The sequence below is a fragment of the Rhizobium indigoferae genome, assembly GCF_034554815.1.
Classification (GTDB): Bacteria; Pseudomonadota; Alphaproteobacteria; order Rhizobiales; family Rhizobiaceae; genus Rhizobium; species Rhizobium leguminosarum.
Genome location: NZ_CP140635.1, coordinates 2,283,241 through 2,297,041, shown reverse-complemented (window position 1 = coordinate 2,297,041; position 13,801 = coordinate 2,283,241). Strand labels below are relative to the sequence as shown.

Genomic DNA, 13,801 nt, shown 5'->3' with positions numbered 1-13,801 from the left:
TTATCCTCGGCCTTGTGCCGAGGATCTACAGGCCGGGCGGCAGATGCTCGACACAAGGCGAGCATCACGACTGTATAGATATTTTAGCAAGGAGAGTCTTATGAGCTGGCAACCAGCCGCAGACCGCTATTCGAAAATGAAATATAACCGCACGGGCCGTTCCGGCCTGAAGCTGCCGGCCGTCTCCCTCGGCCTCTGGCACAATTTCGGCGGCGACACGCCGCATGACCGCAAGATCGACATGTGCCGCACGGCCTTCGACCTCGGCATCACCCATTTCGACCTCGCCAACAATTACGGCCCGCCGCCCGGCAGTGCAGAAACTGCCTTTGGCGAGATCCTGCGCACCGAATTCGCTGGGCTTCGCGACGAGCTGATCATCTCCTCCAAAGCCGGCTACGACATGTGGCCGGGACCCTATGGCGAATGGGGCAGCCGCAAATACCTGATCGCCTCCTGCGACCAAAGCCTGAAGCGCATGGGCCTCGATTATGTCGATATCTTCTATTCGCACCGCTTCGACCCGGAAACACCATTGGAAGAGACCTGCGGCGCGCTCGATCATATCGTCCGTTCCGGCCGGGCACTCTATGTCGGCATTTCCTCCTATAATTCGCAGCGATCGCGCGAAGCCGCAAAGATCCTTAAGGAACTCGGCACACCGTGCCTGATTCACCAGCCGAGCTATTCGATGCTCAACCGCTGGGTCGAGGACGACAGGCTGCTCGATACGCTGGATGAGGTCGGCATGGGCTCGATCGTTTTCTCGCCGCTCGCCCAGGGCATGCTGACGACGAAATATCTCGGTGGCATTCCCGAAGACAGCCGCGCGGCGCAGAACCACTTTCTCAAGCGCGACTACATCCGCCCCTCGATCATCGACAATATCCGCAAGCTCAACGAGATCGCCGAAAGGCGCGGCCAGACGCTGGCGCAGATGGCGATCGCCTGGGTACTGCGCGGCGGCCGCGTGACCTCGGCGCTGATCGGCGCCAGCCGCTCGTCGCAGATCGTCGATTGCGTCAAGGCGCTCGACAATCTCGAATTCAGTGTCGAGGAGCTTGCCGAGATCGACGTCTATGCCCGCGAGGCCGACATCAACCTCTGGGCCAAGTCCGCCGAACGCGAATAGTCACGTCAGGCCCGGAGACAAGTCTTCCGGGCCTTTTTCTGCTATAATCTGATGTACGTACAGCAAAAAGCACCGCCGGTCGGAGGAGACCCTGTCATGATCCGCAACCCTATCTTGCCCGGGTTTAACCCCGATCCGTCGATCTGTCGCGTCGGCGCGGATTATTACATCGCCACCTCGACCTTCGAATGGTATCCCGGGGTGCAGATACACCATTCGCGGGACCTGGTGAACTGGACACTGGTGCGCCGGCCGCTGGAGCGGAGATCGCAGCTCGACATGCGCGGCAATCCGGATAGCTGTGGCATCTGGGCGCCGTGCCTGTCCTATGCCGACGGGCAGTTCTGGCTGGTCTATACCGACGTCAAGCGTTACGACGGCAATTTCAAGGATGCGCCGAACTACATCGTCACGGCACCTACGATCGAGGCCGATTGGTCCGAGCCGGTCTATGTCAATTCCTCCGGCTTCGATCCCTCGCTCTTCCATGACGATGACGGCCGCAAGTGGTTCGTCAACATGCAGTGGAACCACCGCACCGAAAGCTATGGCGGCTCGCCGAAATCGCCGGCCTTCGACGGCATCCTGCTGCAGGAATGGGATCCGGCGGCAAAGGCGCTGAAGGGGCCGATCAAGAACATCTTCGCAGGAAGCCCGCTCGGCCTCGTCGAGGGCCCGCATCTCTTCAAGCGCAATGGCTGGTATTATCTGACGACCGCCGAGGGCGGCACCGGCTACGACCATGCCGTCACCATGGCGCGGTCGCGAAAGATCGACGGACCCTATGAGATGCATCCGAACATGCATCTCATCACCTCCAAGGATCATCCGGGCGCAGTGCTGCAGCGAGCAGGGCATGGCCAATATGTCGAGACGCCGGAGGGCGAGGCCTATCACACCCATCTCTGCGGCCGGCCGCTACCGCCGAAACGGCGCTGCACGCTGGGGCGCGAGACATCCTTACAGAAATGCGTCTGGCGCGACGATGACTGGCTCTATCTTGAAAACGGCACCGCGGTGCCCGATGTCGATGTGCCGGGCCTCTTTGGCGCGGTTCCCGTGGAAAAGCCGATGCGCAGCGAATACAACTTCGACGGCGGCACATTGCCTGCCGATTTCCAGTGGCTGCGCACGCCCGAGCCCAAGCGCATCTTTAACCTGACGGATCGTCCCGGCCATCTGCGCCTGATTGCGCGCGAAAGCATCGGCTCCTGGTTCGAACAGTCGCTGGTCGCCCGCCGCCAGGAACACCACAGTTTCCGCGCCGAGACCGTGATCGAGTTCTCGCCCGACACCTATCAGCAGGTGGCGGGGCTGACGCATTACTACAACCGTCACAAGTTCCACGCGGTTGCTGTGACGCTGCACGAAACACTCGGCCGTTGCGTGACGATCCTCTCCTGCAACGGCGACTACCCGAACGGACGCCTGAGCTTTCCCGCCGACAGCGGGGTTTCGATCGCCGCCGAGGGCCGCGTTCAGCTCGCCATGGAAATCCGCGAGAACGACCTGCAATTCTTCTGGCAGACAGAAGGCAAGGGCGCCTGGCAGCCGATCGGCCCGATCCTTGACGCCGGCGTGATTTCCGACGAGGGCGGACGTGGCGAACACGGCTCCTTCACCGGCGCCTTCGCTGGCGTATTCGCTTTCGATACGTCGGGTCGGGCGAAGGCAGCGGATTTCGATTGGTTCAATTACGACGAGCTGTAAGGGTGCACCCTTGGTCGCTTTCATCCGCAATGGATCACGGAAAGAGCGAGGAGCGGAGAAGAGGCACATAAAAAGAAAGCCGGCGCAGGGCCGGCTAAGACGGAACGCGGGTGAACAGGGGATACTGGCCGGTTCCAAGCACTTCGTGACTGAACAATAACTTTGACTACATGCCGAGGCAGCGAAAAAGGGGCGCAACGAGAACACCCGGAGACGGCTCCGCAAAGGGGTGGGCGGCGGGGCGGATGCCGGTGCTGGCCTCGGCTCCCTTATCGGGCATGAATATCACCGGATGATGACATCTGAAGCCGGCGCTGCCTTTCTTTCGCAAAACCCGATGCCGGCTACTTCGCCCGCGTCAGCAGGTCAGCGGGCCAACTGTGTTAGCAGCGTGAATGCAGTGTTCATGGCTTAAGGATGTTAAAGCGTTACAAAGGGACTATATAGCGGCCGAAGTAACTTCCAAGAATCCGCAAGAGTCCCGCATGGCCCCCATCATTTCCGTTCAGAACCTCACCAAGACCTATGCCAATGGGTTCGAGGCCCTGAAGGGCATCAATCTCGACGTCGAAAAGGGTGAGATCCTGGCGCTGCTCGGGCCAAACGGTGCAGGCAAGACGACGCTGATCTCGATCATCTGCGGCATCGCCAATCCGAGCGGCGGCCGGGTGTTGGTCGCCGGCCACGACGTCGTGAAGGATTTCCGCGCCACCCGCGGGATGATCGGGCTGGTGCCGCAGGAGCTGACCACCGACCAGTTCGAGACGGTGTTCAATACCGTGAGCTTTTCGCGCGGTCTGCACGGCAAGAAAGCCAATCCGGCCCATATCGAGAAGGTGCTGCGCGCACTCTCGCTCTGGGACAAAAAGGACAATATGCTGCGCCAACTCTCCGGTGGCATGAAGCGACGGGTACTGATCGCCAAGGCGCTCTCGCATGAGCCGGATATTCTTTTCCTTGACGAGCCGACCGCCGGCGTCGACGTGACGCTGCGCAAGGACATGTGGCATGTCGTCGAAGAGCTTAGGGCCTCCGGCGTCACCATCATCCTGACCACTCATTATATCGAAGAGGCGGAGGAAATCGCCGACCGCGTCGGAGTCATCAATGGCGGCGAATTGCTGCTCGTCGAGGACAAGGCGGCGCTGATGGCCAAGCTCGGCCGCAAGCAGCTCATTCTCGATCTCACCGAACCGCTCAGCCGACTGCCGGACTGTTTTGCCGGCAATGGACTGACGCTGGAAGCGGACGGGAATCGGCTGACCTATGATTTCGATACTGACAACGAGCAGGAAAGCATCGCCGCACTGCTGACCCGACTCGGCGAGAACAACATCCATTTCAAGGATCTCTCGACGCGGCAAAGCTCGCTCGAGGACATCTTCGTGGCGCTGGTGGGAGCGGGCAAATGAACGTTGAAGCGGTCAAATCGATCTATTTCTTCGAGATGGCGCGTACGCGCCGCACTCTTCTGCAGAGCGTCATCTCGCCCGTGATCTCAACCTCGCTTTATTTCATCGTCTTCGGTGCCGCGGTCGGTTCACGTATCCAGGAGGTAGAGGGCGTGTCCTACGGCGCCTTCATCACACCCGGCTTGATCATGCTGACGCTGCTTGGCCAGTGCATCAGCAATGGCTCCTTCGGCATTTATTTCCCGAAATTCACCGGCACGATCTACGAGGTACTTTCGGCGCCGGTGGCGATGACGGAGATCCTGCTCGGTTATGTCGGGGCGGCGGCGACCAAGGGGATGCTGATCGGCTTCATCATTCTCTTGACAGCCAATCTTTTCGTCGACGTCAGGATCGAGCATCCCTTCATGATGATCCTGTTCTTCCTGCTGACAGCGATCACCTTCAGTCTGTTCGGCTTTATGATCGGCATCTGGGCCGGCAATTTCGAACAGCTGAACCTCATTCCCATGCTGGTCGTGCCGCCGCTGACCTTCCTCGGCGGGAGTTTCTATTCGGTCAGCATGCTGCCGCCCTTCTGGCAGGTGGTCAGCCACCTCAATCCGGTGCTCTATCTCGTCAGCGGCTTCCGCTGGAGCTTTTACGGGATCGCCGATGTCAATCCGGCGATCAGCCTGGCGATGATCACGGTATTCCTGGTGATCTGCCTGGGAACACTCGCCTGGATCTTCAAGACCGGTTACCGGCTGCGCAACTGATCGTTTTCTGAAACAACCATCGGAAAACTCGATGACGTCATCGGTTTCTTCCGTTTTTCTTCCGCTCCGGCCTGAGGCATCTGCTGCGTCAGCCAAGAAGGAGACGGCAGATGACGGGTATCAGGATCGAAGGCGCGAAGATCATTATTGTTGGCGGCAGTTCCGGAATGGGGCTGGCGCTGGCGAGGCGTTTGCTCGGGGAAGGGGCGGCGGTGACGATTGCAGGACGCAGCGAAGATAGGCTTGCGGCGGCCCGCCGCGCTCTCGGTGACCATCCTGGAGTGGCGACGATTGCTGTCGACATATCGCGGGAGGAAGAGGTCGCGGCGCTGTTCCGCAATGGCGGGCCGGTCGATCACATCGTCAGCACGGCGGCAGATATCGGAGGAGCCTATCAGCTGCTGCCTTCGATTGAGCTTGCGGCGGCGCAAAGAGTGGTCGAGAGCAAGTTCTACGGGCCGCTGATGCTGGCGAAATATGGTGCCGCCCATTTGCCGCCCTCAGGATCGATCACCTATACGTCAGGTGTTGCGGCCTACCGGCCCGCGGCGCGTGGATCGGTGGTCGCCGCCGTCAATGCGGCGCTGGAGGGCCTGGTCAGGGCACTTGCAGTCGAACTAGCGCCGATCCGGATCAACGCGGTGTCGCCCGGATGGGTGGATACACCGATCTGGAGCTTCGTTGCCGGCGACGCCAAGCAGGCGACGCTCGACGCGATGGCGCAGCGCCTGCCGGCGGGGCGCGTTGGACAGCCTGATGATATTGCCGATGCGATCCGCTTCCTGATCGGCAACGGATTCACGACAGGCACTATCCTGCATGTCGAAGGCGGGCATCGGCTGATCTGAGCGGCGAGAGTTCTTCGCTTGCAGATTGCAGCAGGATGGTAAGCGCCGGCGGCTGCACGCGCCTGCGCCGCCACATCATCACCAGCGAGGCTGCGGGTGGTTTGCCCGGCCAGGGCAGTTCGACGACGTCGCCCCGTGTGGCGGCCGGGCCGAGCGCAAGGCGCGGCACGAGGCCATAACCGGGGCCGGATGCAACGAGTCGGATGATCGTCGCGATGCTGTCAGCTTCCGTGACGATTGATGGTGCTGCAATGTTTGCTTCGGCAAAGGCGGTGTCGAACAGGTGACGGTAGACGCAACCGGTTTCGGTGGCGACGAAGGGCACGGTGCTGAGTGCCGTGAGGCTTTCCGGCGGCCGGGCTTGCGCATCGCGGCCGGCAATCAGCACCAGCGGTTCGCTGCAGATGCGGCGCGTCAAGAAGCGTTCATCCTGCTGCTCGCGATCGAAGGTGAAGGCGACGTCGATCGAGCCGTGCTGCAATTGCGCAAGCAATTCGCCGCTGCCGTTGACCTTAAGCTTGAGGCCGACGCGTGGGTTCTTCTTGCGAAAGAGTGACAGCCAGGGCGCTAGCCTTTCGGCGGCTATGGTTTCGAGCGTGCCCAAGGTGATGGACTGTCCGGCGCTGCCGGCTGCGGCGCTGACGGCGGCCTTCGCCTCGTCGTTCAGCGCCAGTATCTCCTCGGCATAAGCCTTGAGGACCGCACCTGCGGGTGTCGGGACGACGCCCTGCCGGGAGCGGAGGAAGAGTTCCGCGCCCAATTCCTCTTCCAGCGCCTGGATCTGGTCGCTGAGGCTTGACTGAGCGAGATTGACCTCGGCAGCGGCGCGCGTGAGATTTTCGTGCCGGATCACTGCGAGGAATGTCTTCAATTGTCGTGGGTTCATATCGGGCTCCAGTATGGCGCGCCGAGACGCCTTGAACGCAGGATAGCAACAAAGCAGAACACGCTGCAACGCAGGAGCATTTGGCGGCGAACTGCTTATCTTATGCTGCTGCGTCCGTCTCCCGTCAGGCGCTGCTGACGAGAAGGGCGCCCGAGATGATGAGGAGGGTGCCGGCGACGAGCTTCATTGTGTCGAGCTCGGAGGCTTCGCCGAGAAAGACGGCGCCGATTGCCAGCGTCACCAGCACGTTGCAGCTCCAGATCGGCGCGAGTTTCGAGACGGGGACACCGTAAGTGAAAAGCGCAAAGCTGATGAGGCCGGTGCCGACGGCAAAGCAGGCGCCTGATGTGGCAGCAAAACCGAGACCTTCGGCGGTCCATGGGGCAGGGCGCCAGATCAGGCGATCAGATAGACGGCGGAGTCGGTGGCTGATGTGGCGCTCTGCTTCTGGAAGATGGCGGTGATGCCCCAGAACAGGGCGGGCAGAACGCCGCCGATGACGATCGGCCAGACTGAATTCATTGCGAAACTCCTGTCGCACCCATGGATCAAGGCCTCGCCCAAGGCGAAGGCCGGTCGAACATGCGGTGCCACCAGACTAGGAGTTTCTTTTTGCTCTTTGTGGTCTTGTTGTTCTTGCGCCCAAGCTGCCAGATCCGGTTGCCGCCGTAAAGCGGCGGAGCCGTATTAATCGCGCATGCGGAGTTCGTCGGTCTGCATCTGCAGCGAGCCCAGCGTTTCCAGGAAGCTCATGCCAAGCAGGCTCTGGTCGAGCCGGCCGTCTTCGGCGACACTGGCTGTGACATTGTTGCGGATGATCGGGCCGATCGCCACCTGGTCGAGGGTGACGGGTGCTGCACGGCCGCGGCCGTTGGCGGTCATGACGGTCATAGAATAGGTGAGGCGGGAGAGGTCGATGCCGATCCGTTCGGCATCTTCGCGCGACAGCGCCACCATGCTGGCGCCGGTATCGACGAGCATCTCGATCGTCTGGCCATTGACCGCGACATCGGCTTCGAAATGGCCGTTCAGTAGCTTGTGCAGAATGATCTCCTGGCCGCCCTCACTTGTGGTGACGACGACGGCGTGGCCGGGAACCAAGCCGGCGAGCAGCCTGTTGCCGACGCCGAGCGCTTCCTGGCGATAGAGATAGACAGTCACGAGCGCCAGGATGATGACCAGCCAGATCATCATCTGGCGCATCGTTTCGCCGACGCTGCGCCGGCTCGCCCAGATGCCAGCCGACAGCATCAGCGCGATCGGCAGTAGATAGACGACGCGTCCGAAGTCATCGCTCTGCAGGCCGAGGATGCGGCCGCTGTCATTGTTGACGATCAGCACGGCAAGGCCGATGCCGATCACGACGAGGAAGACGGTCAAACGGATCATAAAGGCCGCTCCGGCCCGCGGGCGAGGCTTGGTTTCATGTGGTTCGACACACTGACGGCGCCTGCAAGCCTTGCCGGCAGCAGGGCCATGATCCGTCTTCGCTCGGTGTCGGAGTAGCTCATCCAGCTGCCGATTTCCTGAAGAGTCCGGCCGCATCCGGCGCAAAATCCGGTGGCTGAAACCAGGGAGCAGACGTGAACGCAGGGTGTTTGCATGGTGGATATATCGGAGTTTCAAAGAGCCGTGGCAAGGGCGCAAAGGGTAGCGATCTCGCAAATCTGCTGCGTTGCGCCCAGCGTGTCGCCAGTGTGGCCGGCAAGCTTGCGGCGGATGAAGGCGGTGAAGGCAAACCCTGCGATGCCGGTGGCGAGCAGGCTTGCGACCAGCGGCCGCAGGCCGAAGGCCGGCCAGATCAGAAGTGCTGCGACGAGGCCGGCTGAGGCGAGCGCAAACTGCATCGCTGCCTCGTCCGGCTGGCCGGTCGAGGCGGCCACGCCATCGGCCTTTGCCGGCGCCAACCGCTGCCAGTGCCAGGCGACGGCGCCGCGGCTCAGCGCCGCGACAGCGGGAATGGCAAGCGCGGCAGTGAGGGGCGCGGAATGGCGGGCGATGGCGGCAAGCGCGGCTGCGCGGATCGCGAAGGAGAGGATCAGCGCTATCGCGCCATAGGTGCCGATCCGGCTGTCCTTCATGATGAGGAGGCTCTGCTCGCGGCTCTTGCCGCCGCCGATGCCGTCGGCCGTATCGGCCAGGCCGTCCTCGTGCAGCGCGCCGGTGACGAAGACCTGGATGGAAAGCGCGATCAGGGCTGCCATCAGCGGATCGGCGCGCAGCCCCAAAAGCAGGAGGAGGGCGAGTGCAGGGATGAAGCCGATGACGATGCCGGCGAAGGGAAAGGCGCGCACCAGCGGGCCGAGCCTGCCGTCATAGCCCTTGAACAGCGATTGCGGCATGGGAATGCGGCTGAGGAAGGCGACGGCGCGGGCGGTATCGACCGCATAGTCCTTGATCTTCATTCTGCTTCGTTCTGCCGGAGGTCATCTCGGCTTATGGTCGCGGCTGCGCTTTTGGAGTTGTTCGCCTCGTCCGCCCGCTTTAAGAGAGTTGCCATCCGCAAAGAAGCTGATTTGCGTGGAAAAAACAAGAAATACCCGGATTTATAGGAAAACCGCACAGATGAGCGTTTCAGGCCTGCCGTTCGACGATTTCCGTACCCTGCTTCGTGACCTGCCGGGGCCGGATGCCCGCGCGCTGGTGGCCGCGCGCGAACGTGACGCGCAGCTGACCAAGCCGCCGGGCGCGCTCGGACGGCTCGAGGAGATCGCCTTCTGGCTTGCCGCCTGGACCGGCCGCACACCTGCCGTCAACCGGCCGCTGGTGGCGATCTTTGCCGGCAATCACGGCGTCACCAAGCAGGGCATCACGCCCTTTCCACCAACGGTGACGCAACAGATGGTCGAGAACTTCGCAGCGGGTGGTGCTGCGATCAATCAGATCTGTGTCGCCTATGATCTCGGACTGAAAGTCTTCGATCTGGCGCTCGATTATCCTACCGGTGATATCACCGAGGAGGCAGCACTTTCCGAGCGCGATTGCGCCGCGACCATGGCCTTCGGCATGGAGGCGATCGCCGGCGGCACCGACCTGCTCTGCATCGGCGAGATGGGCATCGGCAATACGACGATTGCGGCGGCGATCAACTATGCGCTCTACGGCGGTTCGGCGCGTGACTGGGTGGGACCCGGCACCGGTTCGGAAGGTGAGATGCTCGAGCGCAAAATCGCGGCGGTGGAAAAGGCGGTGGCGCTGCATGGTGACCATCTCGACGATCCGCTCGAGATCATGCGCCGGCTCGGCGGCCGCGAGATCGCGGCGATGGCCGGCGCCATTCTTGCTGCTCGCATGGAGCGCATCCCGGTGCTGATCGACGGTTATGTCGCGACCGCGGCGGCAGCGATCCTGAAGGCCGCCAATCCGTCCGCGCTCGATCATTGCCTGATCGGCCATGTCTCCGGCGAGCCCGGACATCTTCGCGCAATCGAGATGCTCGGCAAGACGCCGCTTCTGGCGCTCGGCATGCGGCTTGGCGAAGGCACCGGTGCGGCGCTTGCCGCCGGCATCGTCAAGGCCGCCGCCGCCTGCCATTCCGGCATGGCGACCTTCGCCCAGGCGGGTGTGTCGAATAAGCATTAAGGCCGCGGCCGCCGCCGTCGATCCGCACGCGTTCGCTTGCGCCGCCCAAATGGATTCGGTATTTGCGTATTCGCTCATCGAAGGGGAGGCGGCAAAGCCTCTCCCGGTCTGTGATGCAGGGAAGAGGAGAGGGCATCTTGACGAAGCCTGCGGTGACGAAAGAGACCGGACTTCGGCATTTCATCGCCGCCGCCAGCTACTCCTGGGCGGGCTTCCTGCGAGTGCTGAAAGAGGCAGCCTTCCGCCAGGAACTTGGCTTCTTCATCGTTTCGATCGCTGCGCTGGCGTTGGTGGGAGCCACTGCAGGCGAGATCGTCGTCGCGGTGCTTCTGTTTCTCGGGCTCTTTTCGATGGAGGCGATGAACACCGCCGTTGAAGAGGTGATCGACCGGATTTCGCCGGAGATTTCGATCGTCGGCAAACACGCCAAGGATCTCGGCTCCTTCGCGGTAACCTGCATGATTGCCGCCTGCTGCCTCTATCTAGGCTTCGTCCTCGGCAAGCACCTGTTCTTTGGATCTGGATGATTTCACGCTGGATCGGCCGAAAATCTGAATCCGGATCCAAATCAAAAAATCCAACATGATGTCGCCCGAAAAACCGCTCACACTTCTCGGCATCATGCTTTAGCTGAATCAGGCAAAACTCTTGCGCTTGCGCAAGACGGCCTGAGCCTCCTCGACGGCCGGCAGGCTCTGGAGCACGCGCTTGGCAGGCAGGATGGCTATGACCTCGGTGCCCTCGCGCAGCTTCGATTTCAGCAGGAACTGCCCATCATGCTTGGCAAGGATCGCCTGGACGATCGGCAGGCCGAGGCCGGTACCCTGTTCGGCGCTCTTGATGGCGATTGAGCCCTGGCCAAAGGCCGACAGGACGACGGGAATCTCTTCTTCCGGAATGCCGGGGCCGTTGTCCTTGATCGAGATGTACTGTCCGCCACCAGCTGTCCAGCCGACCTTGACGTGGATCTCGCCGCCCTGCGGCGTGAACTTGACGGCATTGGAGAGAAGGTTGAGCACCACCTGGCGCATCGACTTCTCGTCGGCCCAGATGGCCGGCAGCTGCCGCTCGAACTGGTCCGAAATGGCAATGTTCTTGGCGCGGGCGCGCAACTGGACCATGCCGATGCAATCTTCGGTGATATCGAGCAGCGAAATCGCCTCCTCGCTCAGCTCGTATTTGCCGGCCTCGATGCGTGACAGGTCGAGGATCTCGTTGATGAGATCGAGCAGATGCTGGCCGGAGCGGTGGATATCGCCGGCGTATTCCTTGTAGGTCGGATTGGCGAGCGGCCCCATGACTTCGGCCGACATCACTTCAGAAAAGCCGAGGATGGCGTTGAGCGGGGTTCTGAGCTCATGCGACATGGAGGCAAGGAAGCGGGACTTGGCGAGGTTTGCCTCTTCGGCGCGGCGGCGAGCTTCGTCCGACATCGATTTCGCCACTTCCAACTCGGCGATCAGGTCGTCCTTCTCCGACTGGTATGAGAGAATTCTGAGGTTCGACTTGAAGAGCCGGTCGCTGATATAATTGAAGAAGACCAGGGTGGTGGTGAAGGCCCCCGTCAGGCTGATTTCGAGGAGGTCCCGCGACAGGCCGCTCTTGGCGGCGAGCGCCAGGACCGCGGGCGAGAAGGCGGCGAGCACGGCGGGCGTCAGCATGAAGTTCGACATCGCCGTGACGGAGAGCGCGATCAGCAGCGTCGCACCCTTATAGAGAATGAAGCTCGACGGCTCGCAGGTGTCGCAGCCTTGCAGCGCGAAGACGGCCCAGCAGCAGCCGAGCAGGAACTGGCCGAGCAGCAGTAGGCGGCGCCATTTGCGGGCGCTCTCGGAGGTGATTTCCTGCCGGCGCGCGCGCCGCGCCAGCAGGATATTGCCGGTGTGACAGGTGAGTGTCAGCAGCGCCCAGAAGAGCAATTGCGTATTCTGGGTGAAATAAACGCCAAGCGCGGCGATGATGACGACGAAGAGCGGCATGATCGTCGCGCCCTGCAGCACCGATGCCACATACATGTTGAGCACGTCACGATCGAAGGAGGAGTTTGACGCATGACCGGACTGAAGACGTTCGCGCGTCTGCCGCACGGCCTTGGAAACGGCCTTGTTGCGGTGGCTGCGCGACCTGTCGACGATGATCTTGTCGGTCGATGTGCTTACGCCGGTACTCATGTGCACGTTGAAACTTCATCCCAGGGTGGATAAGAGCTTAATCGACAATTCTTAAGAAGATGTTTGCCATCTTTGCCAAGGATTTGTTTTTTAAGGAGGCAAAAGCGTGACACGGGGCCTGCGCCTGATTCGCGACGGCGTGACCGCTTTTGCCCTGCTGGCGCTCGTGGCGCTGATCGCCGCCAAGCTCAATGATGCGGCAAAAATCGAGCATATGGGTGCTTTCCATGCCGCCGACGGCGACAGTCTGACATTGGGAGCCGAACGTTTGCGCCTCGAAGGCATCGATGCGCCGGAGCTCAACCAGAGCTGCGAGCGGGCAGGGAAGGCCTGGTCCTGTGGCCGCGCGGCGCGCGAGGCGCTGCAGGGCATGGTGCTGGCATCCGGAACGCTTTGTCAGGGCAGCCGGCACGACCGCTACGACAGGCTGCTCGTCATCTGCCGGAGCGGGGCGGGCGGCGACATCAATGCCGCCATGGTGCGCCAGGGCATGGCCATCTCCTATGGCAGTTACGCCAAGGAGGAGGCCGACGCGAAGGCTCAAAAGGCGGGCCTCTGGGCCGGGACTTTCGAGCGGCCACGCGATGTGCGCGACCATGCGCGCCTGAGTTCCGGTTTCGACGGCGCCCTGCACCTCATCGGGCGGATCGTCGGATGGGAGTAAAGTCATGACCGACGAAGCCATGCTGGAGACGCTGCGGCGGGAGATCGCCTCCTGCCGCATCTGTCGAGACGCGCCGGCAAAAGGCATCGCGCACCGGCTGCCGCACGAGCCGCGCCCGGTGGCCGTGATCTCGTCGAGCGCACGCATCCTGATCGCCGGGCAGGCGCCCGGGCTTCGGGTGCATGAGAGCGGGCTGCCGTTCGACGATGCCTCAGGCGACCGGCTGCGGTCATGGCTTGGCGTTGACAGGGCAAGCTTCTATGACCGCGACCGATTCGCTATTGTCCCGATGGGCTTCTGCTTTCCTGGCTACGACGGCAAGGGCGCGGATCTGCCGCCGCGGCGCGAATGCGCGCCCCTTTGGCGGCAAAGGGTGATTTCGGCCATGCCACAGATCGAACTGGTACTGGTCATCGGCCAATATGCGCAGGCTTGGCATATGGCCGGTGAAAGGCGGGACAATATGACCGAGACGGTGCGGGCATGGCGTGGCTGTCTTCTGTCCAACCGATCGCCGGCGGTGCTGCCGCTGCCGCATCCGAGCTGGCGCAATAGCGGCTGGCTGAAGCGCAATCCCTGGTTCGAGAAAGAATTGCTCCCGGTCTTGCAGGAACGGACGAAAATGCTGCTTTCCTGAA

General features: G+C 62.0%; 14 protein-coding genes and 1 pseudogene. 9 read left to right on the top strand and 6 right to left on the bottom strand.

The window, feature by feature from the left end; translation table 11 throughout:
* Positions 1-100: 100 nt before the first annotated feature.
* From mgrA to U5G49_RS11670, 5 genes are all read left to right on the top strand, one after another.
* Complete coding sequence (gene mgrA, locus U5G49_RS11690) at positions 101-1,132, top strand: L-glyceraldehyde 3-phosphate reductase (protein WP_047621410.1); 1,032 nt, start codon at positions 101-103, stop codon at positions 1,130-1,132.
* A gap of 96 nt (positions 1,133-1,228) precedes the next feature.
* Positions 1,229-2,842, top strand: coding sequence for a glycoside hydrolase family 43 protein (locus U5G49_RS11685; protein ID WP_193446526.1), 1,614 nt, complete (start codon positions 1,229-1,231; stop codon positions 2,840-2,842).
* Between the two features lie 485 nt (positions 2,843-3,327).
* Entirely contained in the window at positions 3,328-4,254 is a 927-nt protein-coding gene (locus tag U5G49_RS11680; protein WP_018242357.1) for an ABC transporter ATP-binding protein, read from the top strand.
* The gene (locus tag U5G49_RS11675) at positions 4,251-5,012 is read left to right on the top strand and encodes an ABC transporter permease (protein WP_018242356.1); all 762 of its coding nucleotides are present in this window, start codon (positions 4,251-4,253) and stop codon (positions 5,010-5,012) included. The genes U5G49_RS11680 and U5G49_RS11675 overlap by 4 nt, the downstream gene beginning before the upstream one ends.
* Positions 5,013-5,122: 110 nt before the next feature.
* On the top strand, positions 5,123-5,860 hold the full coding sequence (locus tag U5G49_RS11670) for an SDR family oxidoreductase (RefSeq protein ID WP_130729059.1): 738 nt from the start codon (positions 5,123-5,125) through the stop codon (positions 5,858-5,860).
* On the opposite strand, the gene U5G49_RS11665 is transcribed toward U5G49_RS11670, so the two are convergent.
* From U5G49_RS11665 to U5G49_RS11645, 5 genes and pseudogenes are all read right to left on the bottom strand, one after another.
* Positions 5,823-6,746 (bottom strand): LysR family transcriptional regulator, encoded by a 924-nt coding sequence (locus U5G49_RS11665; protein ID WP_026230816.1) that lies wholly within the window; start codon positions 6,744-6,746, stop codon positions 5,823-5,825. The two genes, U5G49_RS11670 and U5G49_RS11665, sit on opposite strands and share 38 nt — an antisense overlap.
* 124 nt (positions 6,747-6,870) lie before the next feature.
* Positions 6,871-7,268, bottom strand: a pseudogene (locus U5G49_RS11660) (hypothetical protein).
* 165 nt (positions 7,269-7,433) lie between these two features.
* Entirely contained in the window at positions 7,434-8,135 is a 702-nt protein-coding gene (locus U5G49_RS11655; protein WP_003560075.1) for a TIGR02281 family clan AA aspartic protease, read from the bottom strand.
* Positions 8,132-8,350: a DUF1289 domain-containing protein gene (locus U5G49_RS11650; protein WP_018242352.1), complete on the bottom strand. Its 219-nt coding sequence runs from the start codon at positions 8,348-8,350 to the stop codon at positions 8,132-8,134. Before U5G49_RS11650 ends, U5G49_RS11655 begins: the two co-directional genes overlap by 4 nt.
* Before the next feature lie 18 nt (positions 8,351-8,368).
* Positions 8,369-9,151: an adenosylcobinamide-GDP ribazoletransferase gene (locus U5G49_RS11645; protein WP_018242351.1), complete on the bottom strand. Its 783-nt coding sequence runs from the start codon at positions 9,149-9,151 to the stop codon at positions 8,369-8,371.
* 160 nt (positions 9,152-9,311) lie between these two features.
* On the opposite strand from U5G49_RS11645, the gene cobT reads away from it, so the two are divergent.
* The gene (gene cobT / locus U5G49_RS11640) at positions 9,312-10,328 is read left to right on the top strand and encodes a nicotinate-nucleotide--dimethylbenzimidazole phosphoribosyltransferase (RefSeq protein ID WP_011652311.1); all 1,017 of its coding nucleotides are present in this window, start codon (positions 9,312-9,314) and stop codon (positions 10,326-10,328) included.
* A gap of 137 nt (positions 10,329-10,465) precedes the next feature.
* Positions 10,466-10,855: a diacylglycerol kinase gene (locus tag U5G49_RS11635; protein ID WP_003560069.1), complete on the top strand. Its 390-nt coding sequence runs from the start codon at positions 10,466-10,468 to the stop codon at positions 10,853-10,855.
* A 108-nt stretch (positions 10,856-10,963) separates the two neighbouring features.
* Here the strand turns inward: U5G49_RS11635 and U5G49_RS11630 are convergent, their stop codons facing one another.
* Complete coding sequence (locus U5G49_RS11630) at positions 10,964-12,499, bottom strand: sensor histidine kinase (RefSeq protein ID WP_284200337.1); 1,536 nt, start codon at positions 12,497-12,499, stop codon at positions 10,964-10,966.
* 106 nt (positions 12,500-12,605) lie between these two features.
* Here U5G49_RS11630 and U5G49_RS11625 point away from each other — a divergent pair, with 106 nt between their 5' ends.
* Complete coding sequence (locus U5G49_RS11625) at positions 12,606-13,163, top strand: thermonuclease family protein (protein WP_193446525.1); 558 nt, start codon at positions 12,606-12,608, stop codon at positions 13,161-13,163.
* A 4-nt stretch (positions 13,164-13,167) separates the two neighbouring features.
* The gene (locus U5G49_RS11620; RefSeq protein ID WP_193446524.1) at positions 13,168-13,800 is read left to right on the top strand and encodes a uracil-DNA glycosylase family protein; all 633 of its coding nucleotides are present in this window, start codon (positions 13,168-13,170) and stop codon (positions 13,798-13,800) included.
* Position 13,801 lies beyond the last annotated feature (1 nt).

Coding starts and splice junctions, on each gene's coding strand:
- mgrA (WP_047621410.1), top strand. CDS start 101: ATGAGCTGGCAACCAGCCGCAGACCGCTATTCGAAAATGAAATATAAC.
- U5G49_RS11685 (WP_193446526.1), top strand. CDS start 1,229: ATGATCCGCAACCCTATCTTGCCCGGGTTTAACCCCGATCCGTCGATC.
- U5G49_RS11680 (WP_018242357.1), top strand. CDS start 3,328: ATGGCCCCCATCATTTCCGTTCAGAACCTCACCAAGACCTATGCCAAT.
- U5G49_RS11675 (WP_018242356.1), top strand. CDS start 4,251: ATGAACGTTGAAGCGGTCAAATCGATCTATTTCTTCGAGATGGCGCGT.
- U5G49_RS11670 (WP_130729059.1), top strand. CDS start 5,123: ATGACGGGTATCAGGATCGAAGGCGCGAAGATCATTATTGTTGGCGGC.
- U5G49_RS11665 (WP_026230816.1), bottom strand. CDS start 6,746: ATGAACCCACGACAATTGAAGACATTCCTCGCAGTGATCCGGCACGAA.
- U5G49_RS11655 (WP_003560075.1), bottom strand. CDS start 8,135: ATGATCCGTTTGACCGTCTTCCTCGTCGTGATCGGCATCGGCCTTGCC.
- U5G49_RS11650 (WP_018242352.1), bottom strand. CDS start 8,350: ATGCAAACACCCTGCGTTCACGTCTGCTCCCTGGTTTCAGCCACCGGA.
- U5G49_RS11645 (WP_018242351.1), bottom strand. CDS start 9,151: ATGAAGATCAAGGACTATGCGGTCGATACCGCCCGCGCCGTCGCCTTC.
- cobT (WP_011652311.1), top strand. CDS start 9,312: ATGAGCGTTTCAGGCCTGCCGTTCGACGATTTCCGTACCCTGCTTCGT.
- U5G49_RS11630 (WP_284200337.1), bottom strand. CDS start 12,499: ATGAGTACCGGCGTAAGCACATCGACCGACAAGATCATCGTCGACAGG.
- U5G49_RS11620 (WP_193446524.1), top strand. CDS start 13,168: ATGACCGACGAAGCCATGCTGGAGACGCTGCGGCGGGAGATCGCCTCC.